This is a genomic window from Actinoplanes sp. CA-252034, from assembly GCF_050956125.1.
In the GTDB taxonomy this organism is placed as follows: domain Bacteria; phylum Actinomycetota; class Actinomycetes; order Mycobacteriales; family Micromonosporaceae; genus Actinoplanes.
Map to the genome: position 1 here is coordinate 9040238 of NZ_CP191846.1, position 18933 is coordinate 9059170.

17 protein-coding genes and 1 pseudogene are annotated in these 18933 nt (G+C 71.4%); 8 read left to right on the forward strand and 10 right to left on the reverse strand.

Annotation, left to right across the window (positions count from 1 at the left end):
• Positions 1–21 precede the first annotated feature (21 nt).
• Complete coding sequence (locus ACQPZW_RS40860; protein ID WP_433797762.1) at positions 22–789, forward strand: MerR family transcriptional regulator; 768 nt, start codon at positions 22–24, stop codon at positions 787–789.
• On the opposite strand, the gene ACQPZW_RS40865 is transcribed toward ACQPZW_RS40860, so the two are convergent.
• From ACQPZW_RS40865 to ACQPZW_RS40880, 4 genes are all read right to left on the reverse strand, one after another.
• Positions 777–1187 (reverse strand): PRC-barrel domain-containing protein, encoded by a 411-nt coding sequence (locus ACQPZW_RS40865; protein ID WP_433791403.1) that lies wholly within the window; start codon positions 1185–1187, stop codon positions 777–779. The two genes, ACQPZW_RS40860 and ACQPZW_RS40865, sit on opposite strands and share 13 nt — an antisense overlap.
• A 74-nt stretch (positions 1188–1261) precedes the next feature.
• Entirely contained in the window at positions 1262–2188 is a 927-nt protein-coding gene (locus ACQPZW_RS40870; RefSeq protein WP_433791404.1) for a sugar kinase, read from the reverse strand.
• On the reverse strand, positions 2185–2820 hold the full coding sequence (locus ACQPZW_RS40875; protein WP_433791405.1) for a bifunctional 4-hydroxy-2-oxoglutarate aldolase/2-dehydro-3-deoxy-phosphogluconate aldolase: 636 nt from the start codon (positions 2818–2820) through the stop codon (positions 2185–2187). Before ACQPZW_RS40875 ends, ACQPZW_RS40870 begins: the two co-directional genes overlap by 4 nt.
• 44 nt (positions 2821–2864) lie before the next feature.
• Entirely contained in the window at positions 2865–3389 is a 525-nt protein-coding gene (locus ACQPZW_RS40880; protein WP_433791406.1) for a hypothetical protein, read from the reverse strand.
• Positions 3390–3570: 181 nt separating this feature from the next.
• Here ACQPZW_RS40880 and ACQPZW_RS40885 point away from each other — a divergent pair, with 181 nt between their 5' ends.
• Positions 3571–4476: an NADP-dependent oxidoreductase gene (locus tag ACQPZW_RS40885; protein WP_433791407.1), complete on the forward strand. Its 906-nt coding sequence runs from the start codon at positions 3571–3573 to the stop codon at positions 4474–4476.
• A 71-nt stretch (positions 4477–4547) separates the two neighbouring features.
• On the opposite strand, the gene ACQPZW_RS40890 is transcribed toward ACQPZW_RS40885, so the two are convergent.
• From ACQPZW_RS40890 to ACQPZW_RS40905, 4 genes and pseudogenes are all read right to left on the reverse strand, one after another.
• Positions 4548–6899: a peptidoglycan recognition protein family protein gene (locus ACQPZW_RS40890; RefSeq protein WP_433791408.1), complete on the reverse strand. Its 2352-nt coding sequence runs from the start codon at positions 6897–6899 to the stop codon at positions 4548–4550.
• Between the two features lie 113 nt (positions 6900–7012).
• Positions 7013–7500 (reverse strand): annotated as a pseudogene (locus ACQPZW_RS40895) (TspO/MBR family protein).
• A 340-nt stretch (positions 7501–7840) separates the two neighbouring features.
• Positions 7841–8257, reverse strand: a complete 417-nt coding sequence (locus ACQPZW_RS40900; RefSeq protein WP_433791409.1) for a DUF4345 domain-containing protein — start codon at positions 8255–8257, stop codon at positions 7841–7843.
• Positions 8254–9108, reverse strand: coding sequence for an NmrA family NAD(P)-binding protein (locus ACQPZW_RS40905; protein ID WP_433791410.1), 855 nt, complete (start codon positions 9106–9108; stop codon positions 8254–8256). The genes ACQPZW_RS40900 and ACQPZW_RS40905 overlap by 4 nt, the downstream gene beginning before the upstream one ends.
• Before the next feature lie 206 nt (positions 9109–9314).
• Between ACQPZW_RS40905 and ACQPZW_RS40910 the strand changes: the two genes are divergently transcribed.
• Positions 9315–10232, forward strand: coding sequence for an AraC family transcriptional regulator (locus ACQPZW_RS40910; protein ID WP_433791411.1), 918 nt, complete (start codon positions 9315–9317; stop codon positions 10230–10232).
• A 387-nt stretch (positions 10233–10619) separates the two neighbouring features.
• On the opposite strand, the gene ACQPZW_RS40915 is transcribed toward ACQPZW_RS40910, so the two are convergent.
• The gene (locus ACQPZW_RS40915; RefSeq protein ID WP_433791412.1) at positions 10620–11204 is read right to left on the reverse strand and encodes a TetR family transcriptional regulator; all 585 of its coding nucleotides are present in this window, start codon (positions 11202–11204) and stop codon (positions 10620–10622) included.
• Between the two features lie 63 nt (positions 11205–11267).
• On the opposite strand from ACQPZW_RS40915, the gene ACQPZW_RS40920 reads away from it, so the two are divergent.
• A complete protein-coding gene (locus ACQPZW_RS40920) occupies positions 11268–12059 on the forward strand; it encodes an SDR family NAD(P)-dependent oxidoreductase (RefSeq protein WP_433791413.1) in 792 nt (263 codons plus the stop codon).
• Positions 12060–12175: 116 nt separating this feature from the next.
• Here the strand turns inward: ACQPZW_RS40920 and ACQPZW_RS40925 are convergent, their stop codons facing one another.
• Positions 12176–13864: an alpha-glucosidase gene (locus tag ACQPZW_RS40925; RefSeq protein ID WP_433791414.1), complete on the reverse strand. Its 1689-nt coding sequence runs from the start codon at positions 13862–13864 to the stop codon at positions 12176–12178.
• 82 nt (positions 13865–13946) lie between these two features.
• Here ACQPZW_RS40925 and ACQPZW_RS40930 point away from each other — a divergent pair, with 82 nt between their 5' ends.
• From ACQPZW_RS40930 to ACQPZW_RS40945, 4 genes are all read left to right on the forward strand, one after another.
• Positions 13947–14948, forward strand: a complete 1002-nt coding sequence (locus tag ACQPZW_RS40930) for a glycosyltransferase family 4 protein (RefSeq protein ID WP_433791415.1) — start codon at positions 13947–13949, stop codon at positions 14946–14948.
• Between the two features lie 290 nt (positions 14949–15238).
• Positions 15239–16342 (forward strand): glycosyltransferase, encoded by a 1104-nt coding sequence (locus ACQPZW_RS40935; protein ID WP_433791416.1) that lies wholly within the window; start codon positions 15239–15241, stop codon positions 16340–16342.
• A 2-nt stretch (positions 16343–16344) separates the two neighbouring features.
• Positions 16345–17427, forward strand: a complete 1083-nt coding sequence (locus ACQPZW_RS40940) for a glycosyltransferase (protein WP_433791417.1) — start codon at positions 16345–16347, stop codon at positions 17425–17427.
• Between the two features lie 44 nt (positions 17428–17471).
• Positions 17472–18905: a glycoside hydrolase family 130 protein gene (locus tag ACQPZW_RS40945; RefSeq protein ID WP_433797764.1), complete on the forward strand. Its 1434-nt coding sequence runs from the start codon at positions 17472–17474 to the stop codon at positions 18903–18905.
• Positions 18906–18933 lie beyond the last annotated feature (28 nt).

The following is an 18933-nucleotide window of genomic DNA, read 5'->3' on the forward strand; positions in this document are numbered from 1 at the left end:
GATTTGCCTGGGGAGTTCGAGCTGAAGTCTCAAAACGGGGTTCACCGGCCGGTGGATCTGGCGCGGGCGCACGGGCTGTCCGCACAGGCCGTGCGCAACTACGAGGAGGCGGGGGTGATCCCGCCGGCCCGCCGCACGCCGAGCGGCTACCGGGTCTACACCGACGACCATGCGAGTGCGCTCGCCGCCTACCTCGGGCTTCTTCCGGGGTACGGCTATCCGGCCGCCGGGGAGATCATGAGGGCCGTGCTCCGTGACGACCTGGACGCGGCGCTGGCCGTGATCGACGCCGCCCACGTGCAGTCGCGCCGCGACCGTGACACCGTGACGGCGGTCGCCGCAGCGCTCGTCACGACCCCGGCGCCCGGGCGGCTACCGGACCGGCCGGTCTCCGTCGGTGTGCTCGCCCACCGGCTCGACGTCACCCCGGCCACGCTGCGTAAGTGGGAGCGGGCCGGGATTCTGGCGCCGGCCCGGTCAGGCTCCGCGCGGGTCTACTCCCCCGACGACGTCCGCGACGCCGAGCTGGCTCATCTGCTGCGCCGCGGCGGCTATCTGCTCGGCCACATCGCGACGGTGATCGAGCAGGTCCGCGCGGCCGGTGGGCCCGGTCCGCTGGCCGCCTCGATCGCGCAGTGGCGGGACCGTCTCACCGCCCGGGGCCGGGCCATGCTGGCCGGGTCGGCCCGGCTGTCGGACTATCTGGATCGTCGGGCCCGGACACGCGCCACCCCGCCCGTGGGGGTGACGGGCGGGGCGGCGGGCTCTGGCGAGGATCAGCGAGGGTAGTCGCGGTAACTACCGGTGTAGTAGTCGCCGACCTGCTCGCGGTACTCCGGCGTCTCGAAGGTGTCCTTGTCGTACTCCGGAGAGCTCTTGATCTGCTCCTTCGTACGGTCCACATACACCTTCCGCTCGTCGTGGTCGAACGTCTGGACCGTGCCGGCCGGCAGGAGGACCTTCGACCCGAAGATCCACGGCCCGGTGTCGACCACCAGGAACGCGCTGCCCACGTCGTGGCTGGCCTTGTCGACCGAGCCGATGTGGCCATCGGTGGCCTCGACCTTGTAGCCGACCAGGTCCACGCCGGTCGTCCCGTACTCCTCGGCGGCTTCCGCGGTCACCGGGTCGTTGCCCAGCGGCGACGGCTCCCGCCATGTCCACGGAGTGAACGGCGTCGGTTGCATCACGGCCTCCTCAAATCGATGAATTTGCCGTTGTTGAACCGGTACCCGCTCGCTCCGCGGTCTAATCACCGCGATCAGCGGAGGATGTCGCCACCGCCGAGAGCGCCCAGCTCAGCGCGGTCGGGCAGGCCGTCGCAGTCGCCCGGAACGGTGACCGCGAACGCGCCGGCGGCGATCGCCGTGCGCAGCCGCCGCGCCGCGTCCGCTCCGGCCAGCCGGTCGGCCAGATAGCCGGCCACGAACGCGTCCCCGGCCCCGACCGTGTCGACCGCCGTCACGGTCAGCGCCGGAACCTCACGCCGTTCCCCGTCGATCAGCGCCACGCAGCCGCGCGCCCCGTCCTTCACGATCACCTCGGCCGGGCCCAGCTTCGCCAGCCCGTCCACCGGATCCTCCGAGTCCACGAACAGTGCCGCCTCCTCCGGCGACGCGAACACCACGTCGGCACGGCTCACCAGGTCGCGCAACACCGGCGCGGCAGCCGACGGCGACCACAGCTTGCCCCGGTAGTTGACGTCCACCGACACCGGGACGCCGGCCGCGCGAGCCTCCTCGACGGCGTGGAACACGGCCGCCCGGCAGGTGTCGCTCAGCGCCGGGGTGATGCCGGTGACGTGCACGATCCCGGCCGCGGCGATCTCGGCGCGGGGCACGTCCCCCGGGGCCAGGCGGGAGCCCGCACTGCCGGCCCGGTGGTAGTCGGCCTGGATGAACTCGCTGGACCGCTGGTAGCGGATCATCAGGCCGGTGTGCGCCTCGTCGGGGACGGCCAGGACGCGTACGCCCGCGGCCCGCAACCTGGCCGCGACGAGTGCTCCGGTCGCGTCCGGGCCGAGCCGGCCCAGCCACGTCGCGTCGCCACCGAGCCGGGCCACGCCGATGGCCACGTTGCTCTCCGCCCCGGCGACACCCAGGGTGAAGCCGCGTGCCCGGTCGAGCGGGCCGATGCCGTCGGCGACGAAGATGCCCATCGACTCGCCGAGGGTGAGCAGGCCCGTCATGACCGCGCGTAGCTCACGGCGTCGACCGCGTGCCGGGCCCGCGCGGCCAGAGCGGTGAGGCTGCCCCCCGTGGCGGCATCGCCGATCAGCGGGCCACCGACCCCGACCGCGACCGCGCCGGCGCTCAGCCACTTGGCGATGTCGTCCAGGCCGATGCCGCCGGTCGGCATGATCCTCACGTCCGGCAGCGGGCCGCGCAGATCCTTGAGATAGCCGGGGCCGAGCCCGCCGGCCGGGAACAGCTTGATCAGCGGGGCGCCCGCCCGGTGCGCCGCATGCACCTCGGTCGGGCTGAACGCGCCCGGATAGAACGGCACCGGCTGCGGGCCCAGGGCGCCGACCGGGGACACCAGGAACGTCGCGCCCGCTCCGACGGCCGCCTTCGCGTCCTCCTCGGTCAGGATGGTGCCCGCACCGACCACCACCGAGTCGGGCAGCTGCCGTCGCAGGCCGGAGATCGCCTCGAGGGCGCCACGCGAGGTCAGCGTCACCTCCAGGGCGGTGACACCGGCGGCGACCAGGACGTCTGCCACCGCGGAGAACCCGTCGGCGGTGGGCGCGCGGAGGACGGCGACGAGCCCGCACCCGGCGATGGCGGCGGACACGGGATCGAGTGAGAGTTGATCGGTCACGAGACCGATAGTGCCCGATGCAAACGTTTGCAGAAAGAGGGGATTCAGCCGGTCAGTTCGGCCCGGCCGTTCACGGACGGCTGCGGCGGCGTGTCCACGATCCCCAGCTCCTCCCGGATCGCCGACTCGAACTGCTGCATCACCAGCGGCACCTGCGCCAGCAACTCCCGGAAGTGGGTCTGCGGCTGCACCCCGATCACCCCGGCCGGATTCATCTCCCCGTGCAAACGCTCGAGCTGCAGGTGTACGGCCAGAGCCGCGCTACGGACCGGCCCGGAGGCGAGCAGGCGCACCGGCATCAACGCCGGGCCGACCTGATCGACGTAGACCAGCGGCGGTGGCGGCTTCTCCCCCGCGTCGAAGCTCGTCCGCAGCCGGTGCGTCGCGTGCTCGAACGCGGCCAGCAACCGGACGTAGGCCTCCTTACGCTCCTCATACCACTGCCGGTTCCGGCGACCCCTGCTCAGCAGGTGGTTGTTACGTGCGAGAACGAGGTGCGCCGCCGCGGCACCGGCCAGCGTGAACACGACCGCCACGAGAGGCAGTCCCCACCACGGGATCTGAGACACCCGCCTACCGTAGCGACCCGCGCCGGGGAGCGGTCCGCCAACCACACCCTCGGGCGAGCACCACGTCGATGGCCCGGGCCGCCTCCTCCGTCACCCGGGCGCATCCCTGCACCTCACCGCCGGTGCAGCGGGCGCACGAAAGGCTTGACCTCAACCTTCGTCGAGCTTGCAGACTGCGGGCATGAGAGCTGCTGTGTTCGATGAGTACGGGCCACCCGGGGTGCTCCGGATCGCGGAGGTGCCCGACCCCGAGCCGGGACCGGGCGAGGTGCTGGTCCGGGTGCGGGCCGCGGGTGTCCAGCCGTTCGACGTGGCGGTCCGGCGCGGCACGATGCCCTGGGTGCAGGCGAGATTCCCCCAGCAGAGCGGGCAGGAGTACGCCGGGGTCGTCGAAGCCGTCGGCGAGGGCGTGGACGGCCCGGCGGTGGGCGACGAGGTCCTCGGCTCGACGATGCTGAACGCCGCCGCCGAGCTGCTGACCGTCCCGGCCGCAAACGTGGTCGCCAAGCCGGGCGGTCTCGACTTCCCGACCGCGGCGGGACTGGTCGCGGCCTCGCAGACGGCGAGCGGCGCCCTGCTGGAGTTGGACGTGACCGCCGACGACGTGCTGCTGGTGCACGCCGGGGCGGGCAGTGTCGGCACCGTGGCGATCCAGCTGGCCCGGCTGGCGGGGGCGACCGTGATCGGCACCGCGAGCGTGGGCAACCACGATCACCTCCGGCGGTTGGGGGCGGTCGCCGTCCCGTACGGCGCCGCATTGATCGCAGCGGTGACCGCCACCGGCCTGAAGCCGACCGTCGCCCTCGACGCCGCCGGCGGTGAGGCGATCGCGCAGTCGATCGCGTTGGGGATCGAGCCGCGGCGGGTCGGCACGATCGTCGACGACCGGGCCGCGGCCGAGCACGGCGCCGCGGTGGTCCGGGCCGGCCGTTCCCCGGCCCGGCTGGCGGAGGTGATCGCGCTGGCCGCCGCGGGGAAGGTGGTGATGCCGGTGCGCGCCTACCCGTTCGACGACATCGTGGCGGCACACACGGCGGTCGAGTCCCGGCACGGCCGCGGCAAGGTCGTGCTGACGATCAGCGGTTGATCCACACACCGAAAGCGGCGGCCTGCCCGTCCACCAGGTGCGGGTGGACCGGTGGAGGCGCGGCCGGGTGGTCAGCGTAGGTAGACCAGCCCGTCCAGCACCACGGACGGCCGCCCGGTGGTGCCCTCCGCCTGCGCGCGGACGGTGTGTGTGCCGCTGCCGCGCCACGACCGCGCCCACACCGCCTGCCCGTTCCTCGCGCTCGCCGACCGCAGGTCGACGATCCCCTGGAACTCCTCGTCCACGTAGATCCGCACCCGGCCGGAGGCGGTGGTCCGGTTCGCCACGAGCGCCGCCGAACTGCCGGTGAAGGTCCAGGTCAGCGAGGCGCCGGCGGTCGATCCGGCGACGGCTTCGCCGCCGAGGAAACCCTGGTCGCGCACCGTCCGCCAGGTCCCGGTCCGGGTCGCCTCGGCCTCGGTCAACAACACGGGGGTACGGGTGACCGACGCGCTCGCCGGGTTCCCGGCCCGGTCGGTGGCCGTGACCGCCCAGGTCGCCGGGTCACCGAGCCGGGCCGTGTCGGCGTGCTGCCGGGTGCCGCCGGACAGGTTCTCGGAGGCCGCGCCACGTACCCGTACCGACTTCAGGCCGGACGTGTCGGTGGCCGCCCAGCCCAGACGCACCGGCACGGTCGCGCCCACGGTGCCCTCACGCAGTCCCACCTGCGGCGGCTCGCTGAAATCCGGCGCCACCGGGTCGACGATCACCTGGGCGGTGGTCGTGGCGACCTTCCCGGACAGGTGCACGGCCCGGACCGTGACCCTGTGCTCGCCCGGCTCCACCCGAACCGCGGCCTGTCGGTGCCCGCTCGGCGCCGCCGCCGACAACCGGCCGTCGACCAGCACCTCGAAGCGGTCCATCATCCGGGTCGGCGTCGACAGGTCCCACGCCGGTCCGGCCGCTCCCCTCGTGTAGTGCTTCCCGCCGTACGCCGTGGCGCCGTTGACCCTGCGGAGACGCAATCCGGCCGGAGCCGCCCCCGCCGCCGCCCGGATCGCTGTGAGCTGCCCGTACAGGGCGTTACCCGGGCACTCGGTCCGGCCGGTGTCGCGATGCGCGGCGATCCGGTTCAGCAGCGCCGTCCGCCCGGCCGGGAAGCGGTCGCTGCCGCCGGAGACCAGGCCCACCTTGCCGAGCGGCGGATTGCTCCAGGCCCCCAGCTTGTACGCGGCCAACTGCGCCACCGAGGCCCGGGCCGCCGCCGGGATCGGTGTCGACCGGTAGTCGCCGATGACCGCGACCGCGCTGGCGTTCGCGTTGAACCCGAGCGTGTGCGCACCCAGCACGGACCGGTGCACACCACCGCCGCGTCCCTCGAAGATCCGGCCGCACTTGTCGACCAGGAAGTTGTAACCGAGATCGTTCCAGCCCTTGCTCTTGACGTGGAACCGCTCGATCCCCCGGACGATGCTCGGCGACTCCGCGCAGTCGTAGCCGTTGCCGGACGCGGTGTGGTGCACGAACACGATGTGCACCGCCCCGGTGTACTCCGGCGGCTCCTTCACGATCGACTCGTCGGCGCCCCATCCGGCACGGGTCACCAGCTTCGGAACCGGCCGGACCGGCAGCACCACCGGCACCCCATCGCTCTGGTCCGGTTCGCCGGTCTCCGGATCGTCGCCGGCGCGCTTCGCCTTCCGGCCCGCCTCGTCACCGCCGGTCACGGGCGGTGCCATCCCCCGTCCCACCGTGGTCATCCCCCGTCCCACCGTGGTCATCCCCCGGCCCACCGTGGTCATCCCCCGTCCCACCTCTGGCATCGCCTGGCTCGCGGGGGTCATCCTCATCGGCGGGGCGGTCTCCGGGGCATCCGGGTTGATCAGGTCGACTCGGAGACCGGCCGGCAGCGCCTGGTCCCCGGTGGCGATCATGCGGGCCTGGACCCCGTCGGACGGGCCCACCCAGAGCGGATCGCTGCTGCCGCGAACGCCGGAGCCGCCGTCCGAGGCGTCCGGGTTGTCAGTCTCCAGAGGCTGCCAGGAGGACCACTCCTCGGTGCCGAGCCGTCTGGTCCGTACCTCGATGGCTCCCTGTGGCTCGGACTGCGGATCGGCCCAGGTGACGCCGAGCAGGCTGAACGGCGCGGTGGTCCGGCGGGCGAGTACAGCGGTACGCGGCGCCGTCGCGGACCGGGCCGAGTCCAACCGCGTCCCCGCCGCGGACCGGGCCGCGACCAGCCCCGTCCCCATGGCGAGCCGGGCCGAGTCCAACCGCGTCCCCGCCGCGGACCGGGCCGAGTCCAACCGCGTCCCCGCCGTCAGCTCGAAGGTCTGCAGGACCGGCTCGGACCGCGCCGTTTCGGCGGGAGCAACCGGCGCGCGCAGGGCGACGCCCGCTCCGGCTACCGCGACGGCGACGGCCGGAGTGGCGGCCACCAGGGCGGCGGCGATACGGGCGGTGGTGGTACGGGTGCGGCGCATGTGAACTCCCCCGGCCACCGGCAAAAGGGGTCATTTCGGATACACCGGCGACCACAAGCCACCATGCCGGTTACCGGCGGGACAGGTGGGGAGTTCTGTGAAAAAAGTTCAGATCATTGGTTCATCAGCCAGATGGCGGCATTGAGAGCGGTCGCGAACGTGACCCAGGCCCAATACGGCAGCAACAGCCCCGCCGCGACGCGGGAGATCGGCCGGAACTTCCACACCGTGACACCGATCAAGACCAACAGAACCACGATGTCGACGAGGGCGAGCCCGTATTGCCCGAATCCGAAGAAGATCGGCGTCCAGATCGCGTTCAGCACCAGCTGGGCGGCATACCAGTTGAGGGCCGGCGTCCACCCGGTCCGCCGCCACACCAGCCAGCCGCTGACCGCGATCATCACGTAGAGCACCGTCCAGACCGGCCCGAACACCGCCGACGGCGGGGCCCATCCCGGCTGCTTCAGACTCTGGTACTCCCCGGCGGTGCCCGCCACGCCGAGCCCACCGAGCAGCGCGGCCGCAGCCGCCGCCGCCCCGAAGCCGGCCAGCCCCACCAGGGCGACATCCGGTGCCCACCCATCACATGACTCGTCATGCGCTCCACATACCCCGTATCCACAGGGCAAAAGCGTGGTGACCCGCGGCGGGGATCAGGCCACCACGCCGGGCGCCGCCAGACCACGCCGACACCGGAACGGGCCTCGGGTCACAGGTCAGGCCGACACCGGATCAGGTTTCCGCCACGTCGGACCGGCCCCGGGCCGAACCAGCGCGAGGCCAGCCCGACACCGGGCCGAACCGGCGCGAGATCAGCCCAGCACCGGGCCGGACCAGCGCAAGGTCGGGCCGGCGCCGGGCCGAACCGGCGCGAGGTCGGCTCGACACCGGGCCGGACCAGCGCGAGGTCAGGCCGCCGCCGGGAGCGGGCCAGACCGTCAGGTCGGGAGCCGCCGGGTGGGGACCGGCGCCGATCGCCGTGTCATGAGGAGGGCGGCACAGGCCAGGCCGAGAGCCGACTCGACCGCGGCGGCGAACAGCAGCCCGCTGCCCGGGGAGCCGTCCACCGCGAGACTGAGCAGCCGGGAGACGGCCGTGACGAGATAGACGACCGCGCCGACGGCGGCGGCCGGACGAGCGTGACGCGGGACGAGACCACCGATGATCAGGAAGACGCCGGCAGCCAGCACCAGGGCGCCCGCCGCGCGGGTCTCGCTGAGCAGACCGGCATCGGACGGCATCGGTACGCCACCCGCCTCCCGAAACCACACCGGAGCGAACGTGCCCGCCGCCCCGACCAGCACGATGACCAGTCCGGACACCGTCAGGACGAGCCGCTGTGGCAGCGCCGTCACCAGGACCACACCCCGGACGCCGCGGCCGCCCGGCAGAACGCCGCGAAGTCCCGCGGCTCGCGCCCGAGTGCTTGCTGCATTCCGTCACCGGCCTTCTCGTTGCGCCCGTCGAAGACCTCGCCGCAGAGCTGCACGAACATCTCCGCCTGGACCGGCCCGACGTGCGGGGTGAGCATCTCCCGGAACTCGTCGAGCCCGACCGGTGCGTATCGAACCGGCCGCCCGGAGGCCCGGCTGATCTCCTCGGCCATCTCGTCGAAGCCGAGCAGCCGCGCGCCGGTCACGTCGTAGAGCCGCCCGTCGTGCCGCGGATCGGTGAGCGCGGCCGTGACGACGTCGGCGATGTCGTCGGCGTCGACGACCGGCTCCCGGACGGTTCCGGCCGGCAGCGCGAACACCCCGCCCCCGGCGCCCGGGTGCAGCAGTCCTTCGGTGAAGTTCTGCGCGAACCAGGCGGCCCGGACCACGGTGTGCGCCGGCCCGGCATTCTGCACGGCGCGTTCGGAGAGCTCGGCGTTGGTCTCGCCGCGGCCGGAGAGCAGGACCAGGCGTTCCACACCGGCGACCCCGGCGGCCGCGGTGAACTCCTCGATCACCGCGGGCGCGTCCGGGGCGGCGAGTTCGGGATGCACGATGTACGCCGCCCGCACGCCCTCCAGCACTACGGGCCACGTCGCCGGCTGTTCCCAGACGAACGGTGATGCACTGGTCCGCCCGACGGCGCGGTGAGCCCACCCGGCGGCCGTGAGTCGTTCGATGACGCGTCGTCCGGTCTTGCCGCTGGCCCCGTCACGAGAATCATGCGTCCCCCAGATCACGTTGACGGCCGACACATTGACGTGTTGACCCATTGACGGATGGCCGTCAACACATCGACCAGTCCATATGAACGCGTTGACATGTTGACGAGATGCGATCAACACGTGGCTTCGGATCAACCTCGGCCCCGTGTCGCTTGAGTCAATGGTGGCTGCACTCAACCGGACTCTCAATCATTCGCAGTCCGATTGAAGATGCTGATCGTCCAGAACGATGGATCCTCTGCAATGATGGGCTGATGACGGATCCGCTCGGGGAAGCCCTGCACCAATTGCGGCTCAGCGGCACCCTCTATTGCCGCGCCGACCTCACCGCGCCGTGGGGCATCGCCGTTCCCGACATGGAGGGCTGCCTGTCCCTGGTCGTGGTGACCGCCGGCTCGTGCCGTCTGGAGATCGACGGGAACGAGCCGTTGCATCTGGCCGCCGGCAGCCTCACTCTGCTGCCGCACGGCACTCCCCACGTCTTCCGCAGTGGACCGGACGTCCCCGCCGAGCCCCTGTTCGAGCTACCGGTCGAGATGCTCACCGACTGTTACGAGTTGCTGCGATACGGCGGTGGCGGTGAGCGGACCCAGGTCACCTACGGCGTGCTGCGCTTCGACAACGCGGCCGGTGACCGGCTGGCCCGACAGCTTCCAGCGGTCCTGCACATGGACGGATGGGACGCCGACGATGCCGGATGGGTCAACAGCACGCTGCGCCTGATCGCAAGGGAGGCCCAGGAGCTGCGCCCCGGCGGGGAGACGGTGCTGACCAGGCTCGCCGACGTGCTGGTGATCCAGGCGATCCGCGCGTGGCTGGCCGGCGCCCCGGAAGCCCGGCAGGGCTGGCTGGCGGCGCTGCGCGATGAGCAGGTCGGCCGGGCGCTGGCGGCGATCCACCGTTTCCCCGGCCGGGACTGGAGCCTGATCTCGCTGGCCCGGGAGGCGGGCATGTCGCGGTCCGCCTTCGCCGAGCGGTTCACGGCCCTCGTCGGCGAGCCCGCCATGCGCTACCTCGCGGACTGGCGCATGCAGTCCGCCCGCGCTCATCTCGGCGCCACCACCGAGCCGCTCTCCGCGGTGGCCCATCGTTTCGGCTACCAGTCGGAGGCCGCTTTCGGCCGGGCCTTCAAACGCGCCTTCGGTGTCTCTCCCGGCAGCGTCCGCGCCTAGAGATCTCGGAGGTCAGGGCCTGAGGATGCCGCAGGGAGTGCTCGGCCGGGGTTTCGACGGCCTCAACTTCGACCCGTCGCCTCAACTGCCCGCCGCCCCAGCTGCGAACCGCCCCAGCTGCGAACCGCCGCCCTGAGGTGTCCTCCCCACTGCGGCCCGCCGCCCCAACCCGACGTAGACCTGATTCCGAAAGGTGTCCAGCCTCGCCCACCGCCGCAGACCCGCGAGCCGCAACACGGGCGGGAACGCGGGCGGGAACGCGAGTGAAACGCGGGCGGCAACGCGAACCGCACCGCGAGCGGGAACGCGAACGCAACACGGACGGCAACGCGAACCGCACCGCGAGCGGGAACGCGAACCGCACCGGGGACGCGAACGCGAGCGGGACTACGGCGCGGCGCGGACGGCGGCAGCCGCGGCGTCGAACAGCGACTCGATCGGAACTCGCCCGTCGGAGCGGGTCCAGGCCTCGCCGGCCACGTCCAGGCACGTTATGACGGTGGCTACGAGGGCGTCCGCCCGTACGTCCAGAGGGTCTGCGGGGTCCGCGCCCAGCCGCCGCCGGATCTCGGGGGTGAGCAGCGCCTGCCATTGGAGGTGTTTCTCGATGCTGCGGGCACGCAGCGAGGGGGTCTCGTGGACCATGCGAAAGATCTTCAGCATGGTCTCGTCGTCGTAGGCGGTCTCCTTGACGCTGTGCAGGGCGTTGCACAGGGCGGTCCACGCGTCCTCGCTGTCCGGCCGCGCCTCGAGGGCCTGCCGGATCAGGTCGCCGCTGGCGATGAGGTCACCGAGGACGACGTCTTCCTTGGTGCCGAAGTAGCGGAAGAACGAGCGTCGCGAGATGCCGGCGGCGGCGGCGATGTCGTCGATGGTGGTGGCGGCGAAGCCGCGGGTGAGGAAGAGCTCCATCGCGGTCCGGGTGATCTCGCCGTAGACGGCGTTGCGGGTCCGCGACCAGAGCGACGACATGCCGCCACCCTAACATGCCGTGCCCGATTGACACTCAGTGCCAGATCGACATAGCGTGACACCATGGCCGTCGACTTTCGTAACCAGACCACCCTCATCACCGGTGCCAGCTCCGGTTTCGGCGCGCTCTTCGCCCGCCGCCTGGCCGCCCGCGGTTCCGGCCTGGTGCTCGTCGCCCGGCGCACCGACCGGTTGGAGGCGCTGGCCGCCGAGCTGCCCGGCGTGCCCGTCACGACGATCGGCATGGACCTGGCGCAGCCGGGCGCGGGCGCGAAGCTCGCCGCCGCGGTGGCCGAGCGCGGCATCACCGTGACCAGCCTGATCAACAACGCCGGGTTCGGCACGCACGGCCTGTTCCACGAGGCCGATCCGCAGCGGATCACCGACGAGATCACCCTCAACGTGACGACGCTGACCGAGATCACCCGAGCGTTCATCGAGCCGCTCCGGGCACACGGCGGCGGCGTTCTGGTCAACGTGGCGAGCATCGCCGGTTACCAGCCGGGCCCGACGCTCGCGGTCTACGCGGCGACGAAGGCGTTCGTCCTCCATTTCACCGAGGCGCTCTGGACCGAGTCGCGCGGCACCGGGCTCAAGGTGATGGCGCTGTCGCCGGGCGCCACCGAGACCGAGTTCTTCGACGTGGCCGGCCAGGGCGCCGACGGCGGGACGGCGCGGATGCGCGCCGACACCGTCGTCGACCTGGCCATCAAGGCCCTGGACCGGCGCAATACGCCGCCCAGCCTGATCACCGGCGCCCGCAACCGGATCATGATGGGCGCCAGTCGGCTGGCCGGGCGGCGGATCACGCTCGCCGCGCTCGGCGCGATGATGAGCCGGCCTTCTTCAACCTGACCTCCGCCGGCGACAAACTGCCCTCCGGCCGACGACACCTGCCCTCCGGCCGCCGGCCCCAGGTCCGTCTGCATGTGCCGGCGCCCGGGCCTGGCGTCACGTCGAGGCAGGTCCGGTCAGACCGAGCGGCGATAGACGACCGCCTGCCAGGGGGCGAGCGTCAGATCTTTCGGAGGCTCGTCCAGGTTGGTCAGCAACAGCTCGGCGCCGTCCCAACCGTCGATCCCGGCGGGTGCCTCCACTCCGGAGAAGTTGCCGATCACCAGCAGTTCCGTGTTGCCGAGGCGGCGGGTGAAGGCGTACAGGCGCTCGTCGTAGGGCAGCAGCATGGTGAAGTCGCCGCCGACGACCGCGGGTTCGGTCTTCCGCAGCTCGATGAGCCGGCGGTAGTAATGGAAGACCGAGTCGGGGTCGGCGCGCTGCGCCTTCGCGTTGATCTCCCGGTGGTTCGGGTTGACCGGCAGCCAGGGCGTGCCGGTGGTGAAACCGCCGTTCGGCGAGTCGTCCCACTGCATCGGCGTGCGGGCGTTGTCACGGCCGCGGGCCCGCAAGACCGTCAGGACCTCTTCGGGGGTACGGCCTTCGAGCTCGACCGCCTGCCGGTACTGCCCGAGCGCCTCGATGTCACGGAAGTCCCCGATCCCGCCGAACGGGTAGTTGGTCATGCCGAGCTCTTCGCCCTGGTAGACGTAGGGCGTGCCGCGGTGCAGGTGCAGGACGGTGCCGAGCATCTTGGCCGAGGCGACCCGGTGGGCGGGGCTGTCGTCGCCGTAGCGGGAGACGACCCGAGGCTGGTCGTGGTTGTTCCAGTAGAGGCTGTTCCACCCGGCTTCGGCGAGCCCGGCCTGCCAGCGCCCGAGGATCGCCTTGAGCTGGGTGAGCTGCAGCGGGACGAGCCGCCACGGGTCGGGTCCACGGTCCACCCACACGTGGTCGAACTGGAACACCATGTCGACTTCGTGCCGGTCGGGGTCGGTGTGCAGGATCGCCTCGTCGACGGTGACGCCGGGCATCTCGCCGACGGTCAGCAGCCCCTCGCGCCCCTCGAAGACCTCGCGGTGCATCTCCTGGAGGAACTCGTGCAGGCGGGGGCCGCCGATGAACGCGGCGGACCCGTCCGCGTACGCCGATCCGGCGTTGAGCCGCCCGTCCGGCAGGGAGACGTCCTTGGAGATCATGTTGATGACGTCCATCCGGAAGCCGTCCACACCCCGGTCCAGCCACCAGCGCATCATCGCGTAGACGGCCTGCCGGACCTCCGGGTTCTCCCAGTTGAGGTCGGGCTGCTTCCTGGAGAACAGGTGCAGGTAGTACTCGCCGGTCTTCTCGTCGAGCTCCCAGGCCGAGCCACCGAAGACCGAGCCCCAGTTGGTGGGCTCGGCGCCCGGGGTGCCGGGCTGCATACCGGGACGGGCCGGGCGCCACCAGTACCAGTCCCGTTTCGGGTGGTCCTTGGCCGACCGGCTCTCCAGGAACCACGGGTGCTCGTCGGAGCTGTGGTTCACCACCAGGTCCATGATGATCTTCATGCCGCGGTCATGGGCGCCGGCCAGCAACTCGTCGAAGGTCTCCAGGTCGCCGAAGAGGGGCTCGATGTCCTGGTAGTCGCTGATGTCGTAGCCGTTGTCGTCCTGCGGCGAGGGGTAGACCGGGGACAGCCACAGCACGTCGACGCCCAGCTCGGCCAGATGGTCGAGGTGGGCGATGATGCCGCGCAGATCGCCCATGCCGTCGCCGTCGTGGTCCGCGAAACTGCGCGGATAGATCTGGTAGACGACCGACTTCTTCCACCATGAATCCGTCATTCGTCTTCTCTAACACGAGAACGCGCCGCTGACCGGCGATGCATACTGACCACGTGGTTATGGGCGGAAAATCTGGTTTGTCATGAAGATTGCACTGCTGGGGCCGATCGCGTGGCGTACGCCGCCGGTGCACTACGGCCCGTGGGAGCTGATCACCAGCCTGCTCGCCGAGGGGCTGGTGGCCCGCGGAGCCGACGTGACGCTCTTCGCCACCCTCGACTCGGTCACCAAGGCGGCGCTGGACGGCGTGGTCCCGGCGGGCTACGAGGAGAGCGACGAGATCGACGGCCGGGTCTGGGAGGCGATCCACGTCAGTCACGCGCTGGAGCGGTCCGGCGAGTTCGACCTGATCCACAATCACCTGGACTGGCTGCCGCTGGCCTTCTCGGCGCACTGCCGCACCACGATGCTGACCACCGTGCACGGCTTCTCCGGGCGCAACATCCTGCCCGCGTACCGCCGGGCCCGGTCGCACTTCGTGTCGATCTCGGACAGCGACCGCTCCCCCGACCTGGACTACCTGGCCACCGTGCATCACGGGGTCGACCTGGCCGGCCTGCCCTTCCACGCCGACGGCGGCGACGACCTGATCCTGTTCGGCCGAATCCACCCGGACAAGGGCACCGACATCGCGATCGAGATCGCGCGACGGGCCGGGCGACGGCTGGTGATGTGCGGGATCGTGCAGGACCGGGACTATTTCGCGGAACGGGTGGAACCACTGATCGACGGCGAACGGGTCGTCTATCTCGGTTCGGTCGGACCGGACGAGCGGGGTGCCATTCTCGGATCGGGAGCGGCGCTGTTGCACCCCATCCGGTTCGCCGAGCCGTTCGGGCTCTCCGTCGTGGAGTCGATGGCCTGCGGCACGCCCGTCATCGCGTACCGGAAAGGCTCCATGCCCGAGGTTGTCGACGAGGGTGTCACCGGGCGCCTGGTCGACTCGGTCGACGAGGCCGTTGCCGCAGTGCAAGGGATAGCGGAGATCGACCGGGCCGCCTGCTCGGCCCGTGCCAGGGAACGCTTCTCGGCGGAACGGATGGTCGACGAGTACATGACGATTTACCGAAAAATCATCAGTTGATTCGCTAGATCTTGTTAACGTCGCAATGTGAATTGCACGTTAAACGGGCCACGTTGAGAGCATTCAGGGCGGTGCGGACGAAGCCGTTGACCTGCCGGGTCGTGCAACTCGGGGCAGACCTTGAACGCCCCCGGCCCCGGCCCGTGTTTACGCAGCTCACCCGCGGTGTACGGCACCGTGCCCGCGCGCGCTGAGTCCGTGCTGCGGGTATGCAGCCCGGCCGAGGAGAAAGGCGCAGTGATGCCCGCGACATACGGGTTTTTGAGCACTTATCCCCCACTCAATGCGGTTTGGCGACATTCAATGCGGCTCTCGCCACACATCTCACCGGCGGCGCCGGCGGATCGGGAGTGGTACGGCTGCTCGCCGGCGACAACACCAGAGGTGGGATCGCGCTCGACCGGGCCGCGCCGCGGGTCGTGCACACGTGGCACACCGACCGTCCCGGCGGCTGGGTCGCCGCCGCCACCGCGCTGAACCGCTTCGACGCCGCGATCATCCAGCACGAGTACGGCATCTATCCGGGTGACGCCGGCGCCGAGGTGCTGCCGGTCCTGCGGGCGCTGCGGATCCCGTCCATCGTGGTGCTGCACACCGTCCTCACCCAGCCCGACCCGCTGCAGCGCGCCGTCCTGGAACAGATCGCCGTCGCCGCCGACGCCGTGGTGACCATGACCGACACCGCCCGGCAGCGGCTCACCACCCACTACGACGTCAACCCCCGCAAGATCACGGTCATCCCGCACGGCGCCGCCAGCCACACCGGCACGCCTCGGGAGGGCAACGACCGTCCGCACCTGCTCACCTGGGGGCTGCTCGGCCCGGGCAAGGGGATCGAGTGGGCGCTGCGATCACTGGCGTTCCTCGGCGACCTGGAGCCGCGGCCGGTCTACACCGTCGCCGGGCGCACCCATCCCAAAGTGCTCGAACAGCAGGGCGACGTCTATCGCGACTCACTCAAGGCGCTCGCCGCCGAACTGGGCGTCGACGACTGTGTGCGCTGGTCGGACGTCTATCTCGAACCGGCCGGGTTGTCCCGGCTGATCCGGTCGGCGGACGCGGTCGTGCTGCCCTACGACTCCACCGAACAGGTCACCTCGGGCGTGCTCATCGAGGCGGTGGCGGCCGGGGTCCCGGTGGTCGCGACCGAGTTCCCGCACGCGGTGGAACTGCTGGCGGACGGGCCCGGTCTGCTCGTACCCCATCAGGATCCGGAAGCGATGGCGATCGCCGTCCGTCGCGTGCTCGCCGAGCCGGGCCTTCCGGGCCGTTTCGCGGGCCTTGCCGGCGGCCCCACCCTGCGCTGGCCGGCGGTGGCCGCCCGGTACCAGTCGCTGACCGCCCGCCTGATCGCCGACCGCAGGCCGCTCGCGGCCGCGACGATCCCCGCCTAGGCATGGGGCAGACCCTGCGGCTGATCCCGCCGCCCGTCCAGTTGCGTGACATCCCCGAACCCCGCTGGGACCACGTGCTCCGGCTCTCCGACGACACCGGGCTGCTCGAACACGCCCGTAACGCGACCGCCCGGCGCGAGCACGGCTACTGCGTCGACGACGTGTCCCGTGGCCTGCTCGTCGCCGCCCGCGAACCCCGGCCGCATCCCGAGCTGGTCCGGCAGTCCGAGCGCTACCTGGCGTTCCTGACCCACGCGCAGGGGCCGGACGGCGCCTTCCGCAACCGGATGAGCTACGAGCGCCGGTGGACCGACGAGCCGTCGCTCGGCGACTGGTGGGGGCGGGCCATGTGGGGGCTCGGCACGGCCGCCGCCCGCGGGCCGTCCGGATCGATCCGGCGGGAGTCGATGGTCGCGTTCCGGCAGGGCCTGCAGTGCCGGTCGAGCTGGCCGCGGGCGATGGCGTTCGCCGGGCTGGGTGCGGCCGAGGTGCTGCGCGCCGGACCGTACGACCCGGCTGTCGCGGAGCTGCTCGGCGACGCCGCCACCGTGGTCGGGACACCCGGCTCCGATCCGGAGTGGGTGTGGCCGGAGCCCGAGCTCACCTACGCCAACCCGTCGGTCGCCGAGGTGGTGATCGCCGCCGGGGACCTGCTCGGCGACGAGGGCCTGCTCACCGACGGGCTCCGGATGCTGTCCTGGCTCTGCCGAATGCAGGAGCAGGACGGGCACCTGTCGACCGTCCCGGTCGGCGGCTGGCGGCCCGACGTGCCCCGGCACCGCTTCGACCAGCAGCCGATCGAGGCGGCGGCAACCGCGGACGCCTGCGCCACGGCCGCCGCGGTCACCGGCGACGACCACTGGGACGCCCCGCTCTTCCAGGCGATCACCTGGTTCTTCGGCGACAACGACACGGGAACTTTGATGTACGACGCTGAGACTGGCGGATGTTATGACGGATTGACGGCCAATGGTCCTAATCTGAACCAAGGAGCCGAATCCACCCTCGCGCTCGTCTCGACGCTGCAGCATGCGCGCACGCTGGCGAGCCGGAGCGCGACCCGACCCTCAGGCGGCCTAGCGTGACAGCAACGGTGAACACCACCGACATCACCCGTCACAACATCACCATGGCGCCGGACGGCCGGCGCGTCGTGATCAAACTGTTCGTCCCCGGCGAGGACGCGCACGCCATCCACAACCGCGCATCCAGCCTGATCGAGCGGATCCTGCAGCTCGACGAGGGCGACATCAACACGCTGCTCGACGACGTGCTCAACCGCTTCGCCGGGCGCCACCACGACATCCTCGGTGTGTTCCAGCACCACTACGAGGTCGTCCAGCACCGGGTGCCCAACGAGATCGAGCTGTCGCCGGCCGCGCGGACGCTGATCGGCGCGTACTTCAGCCACGAGTTCTCGGTCGAGGCCGCCGCCCTCTGCAACCCGTCGATGGTGCCCCACCCCGATCAGAGCGAGCTGCTCCCGGGCGAGCTGCGGGTGGCGATCAGCCTGCGCCAGATCGGCGAGGGGCACATCTCGTCGATCGGGTTCTGCAGCGCCATCCTCGGCCCGGGCGCGACGATCCGGATGGAGGAACGCGACGGCCCGCTCATGATCGGCCAGCGGGTCGGCGCGAAGCACATGCGGCACCAGCTGTGCGCGGCGCTGGCCGAGGAGGAGATCGACAACGAGGCTTCGGCGTACGTGCTGTCGGCGCTGCCGGAACGCTACGACGACCACGAGTTCGAGGAGGTCCTCGGGCACCTGCCGTCCGAGCTGCTGGCCCGCCCCACCACACCGACCGCGCTCGAGGCGATCCGGCGCATCGTGGGCGCGGACTACGCGGTCACCTTCCCGGCCACCATCCCGATGCATCAGCGGGTGCTCTGGCCGTCCACCCCGACCGAGTCACGGGGCATGGAGGACGCCCGCTTCGTGCAGGTGCTCGACCCGGACGGGCGGACGGCGTACCAGGCCACCTACACCGCCTACGACGGGTTCAACATCGCCGGCCGGGTCATCTTCACCCGCGACCTGCGCCACTTCGAGGTCACCACCCTGCACGGGCCGGCCGCACGCAACAAGGGCATGGCCCTGTTCCCGCGGTACATCGACGGCAAGAAGTACGCGCTGTGCCGGTCCGACGGCGAGACCCTGGGCCTCAGCGTGCGCGACGAGCAGCACCGCTGGCAGCATGTCGGGCCCGTGCTGGTCCCGCACCGCGGCTGGGATCTCATCCAGGTCGGCAACTGTGGCTCGCCGATCGAGACCGAAGCCGGCTGGCTGGTGCTCACCCACGGTGTCGGGCCGATGCGCCGCTACGCCATCGGGGCCATGCTCCTCGACCTGCAGGACCCCTCCCGGGTGATCGCCGACCTGCCGCAGGGCCTGATCGACCCGGACGAGATCGAGCGCGAGGGGTACGTGCCGAACGTGCTCTACTCCTGCGGCGGGCTCGTGCACGAGGGGCGGTTCTGGCTGCCGTACGCCTCCAGCGACGTCCGGATCAGCTTCGCCAGCATGCCGCTCGACCGCCTGCTGCACCGCATGCAGCCGGTCTGACCTCCGGCCCCACCCACGCGGCGCGGGA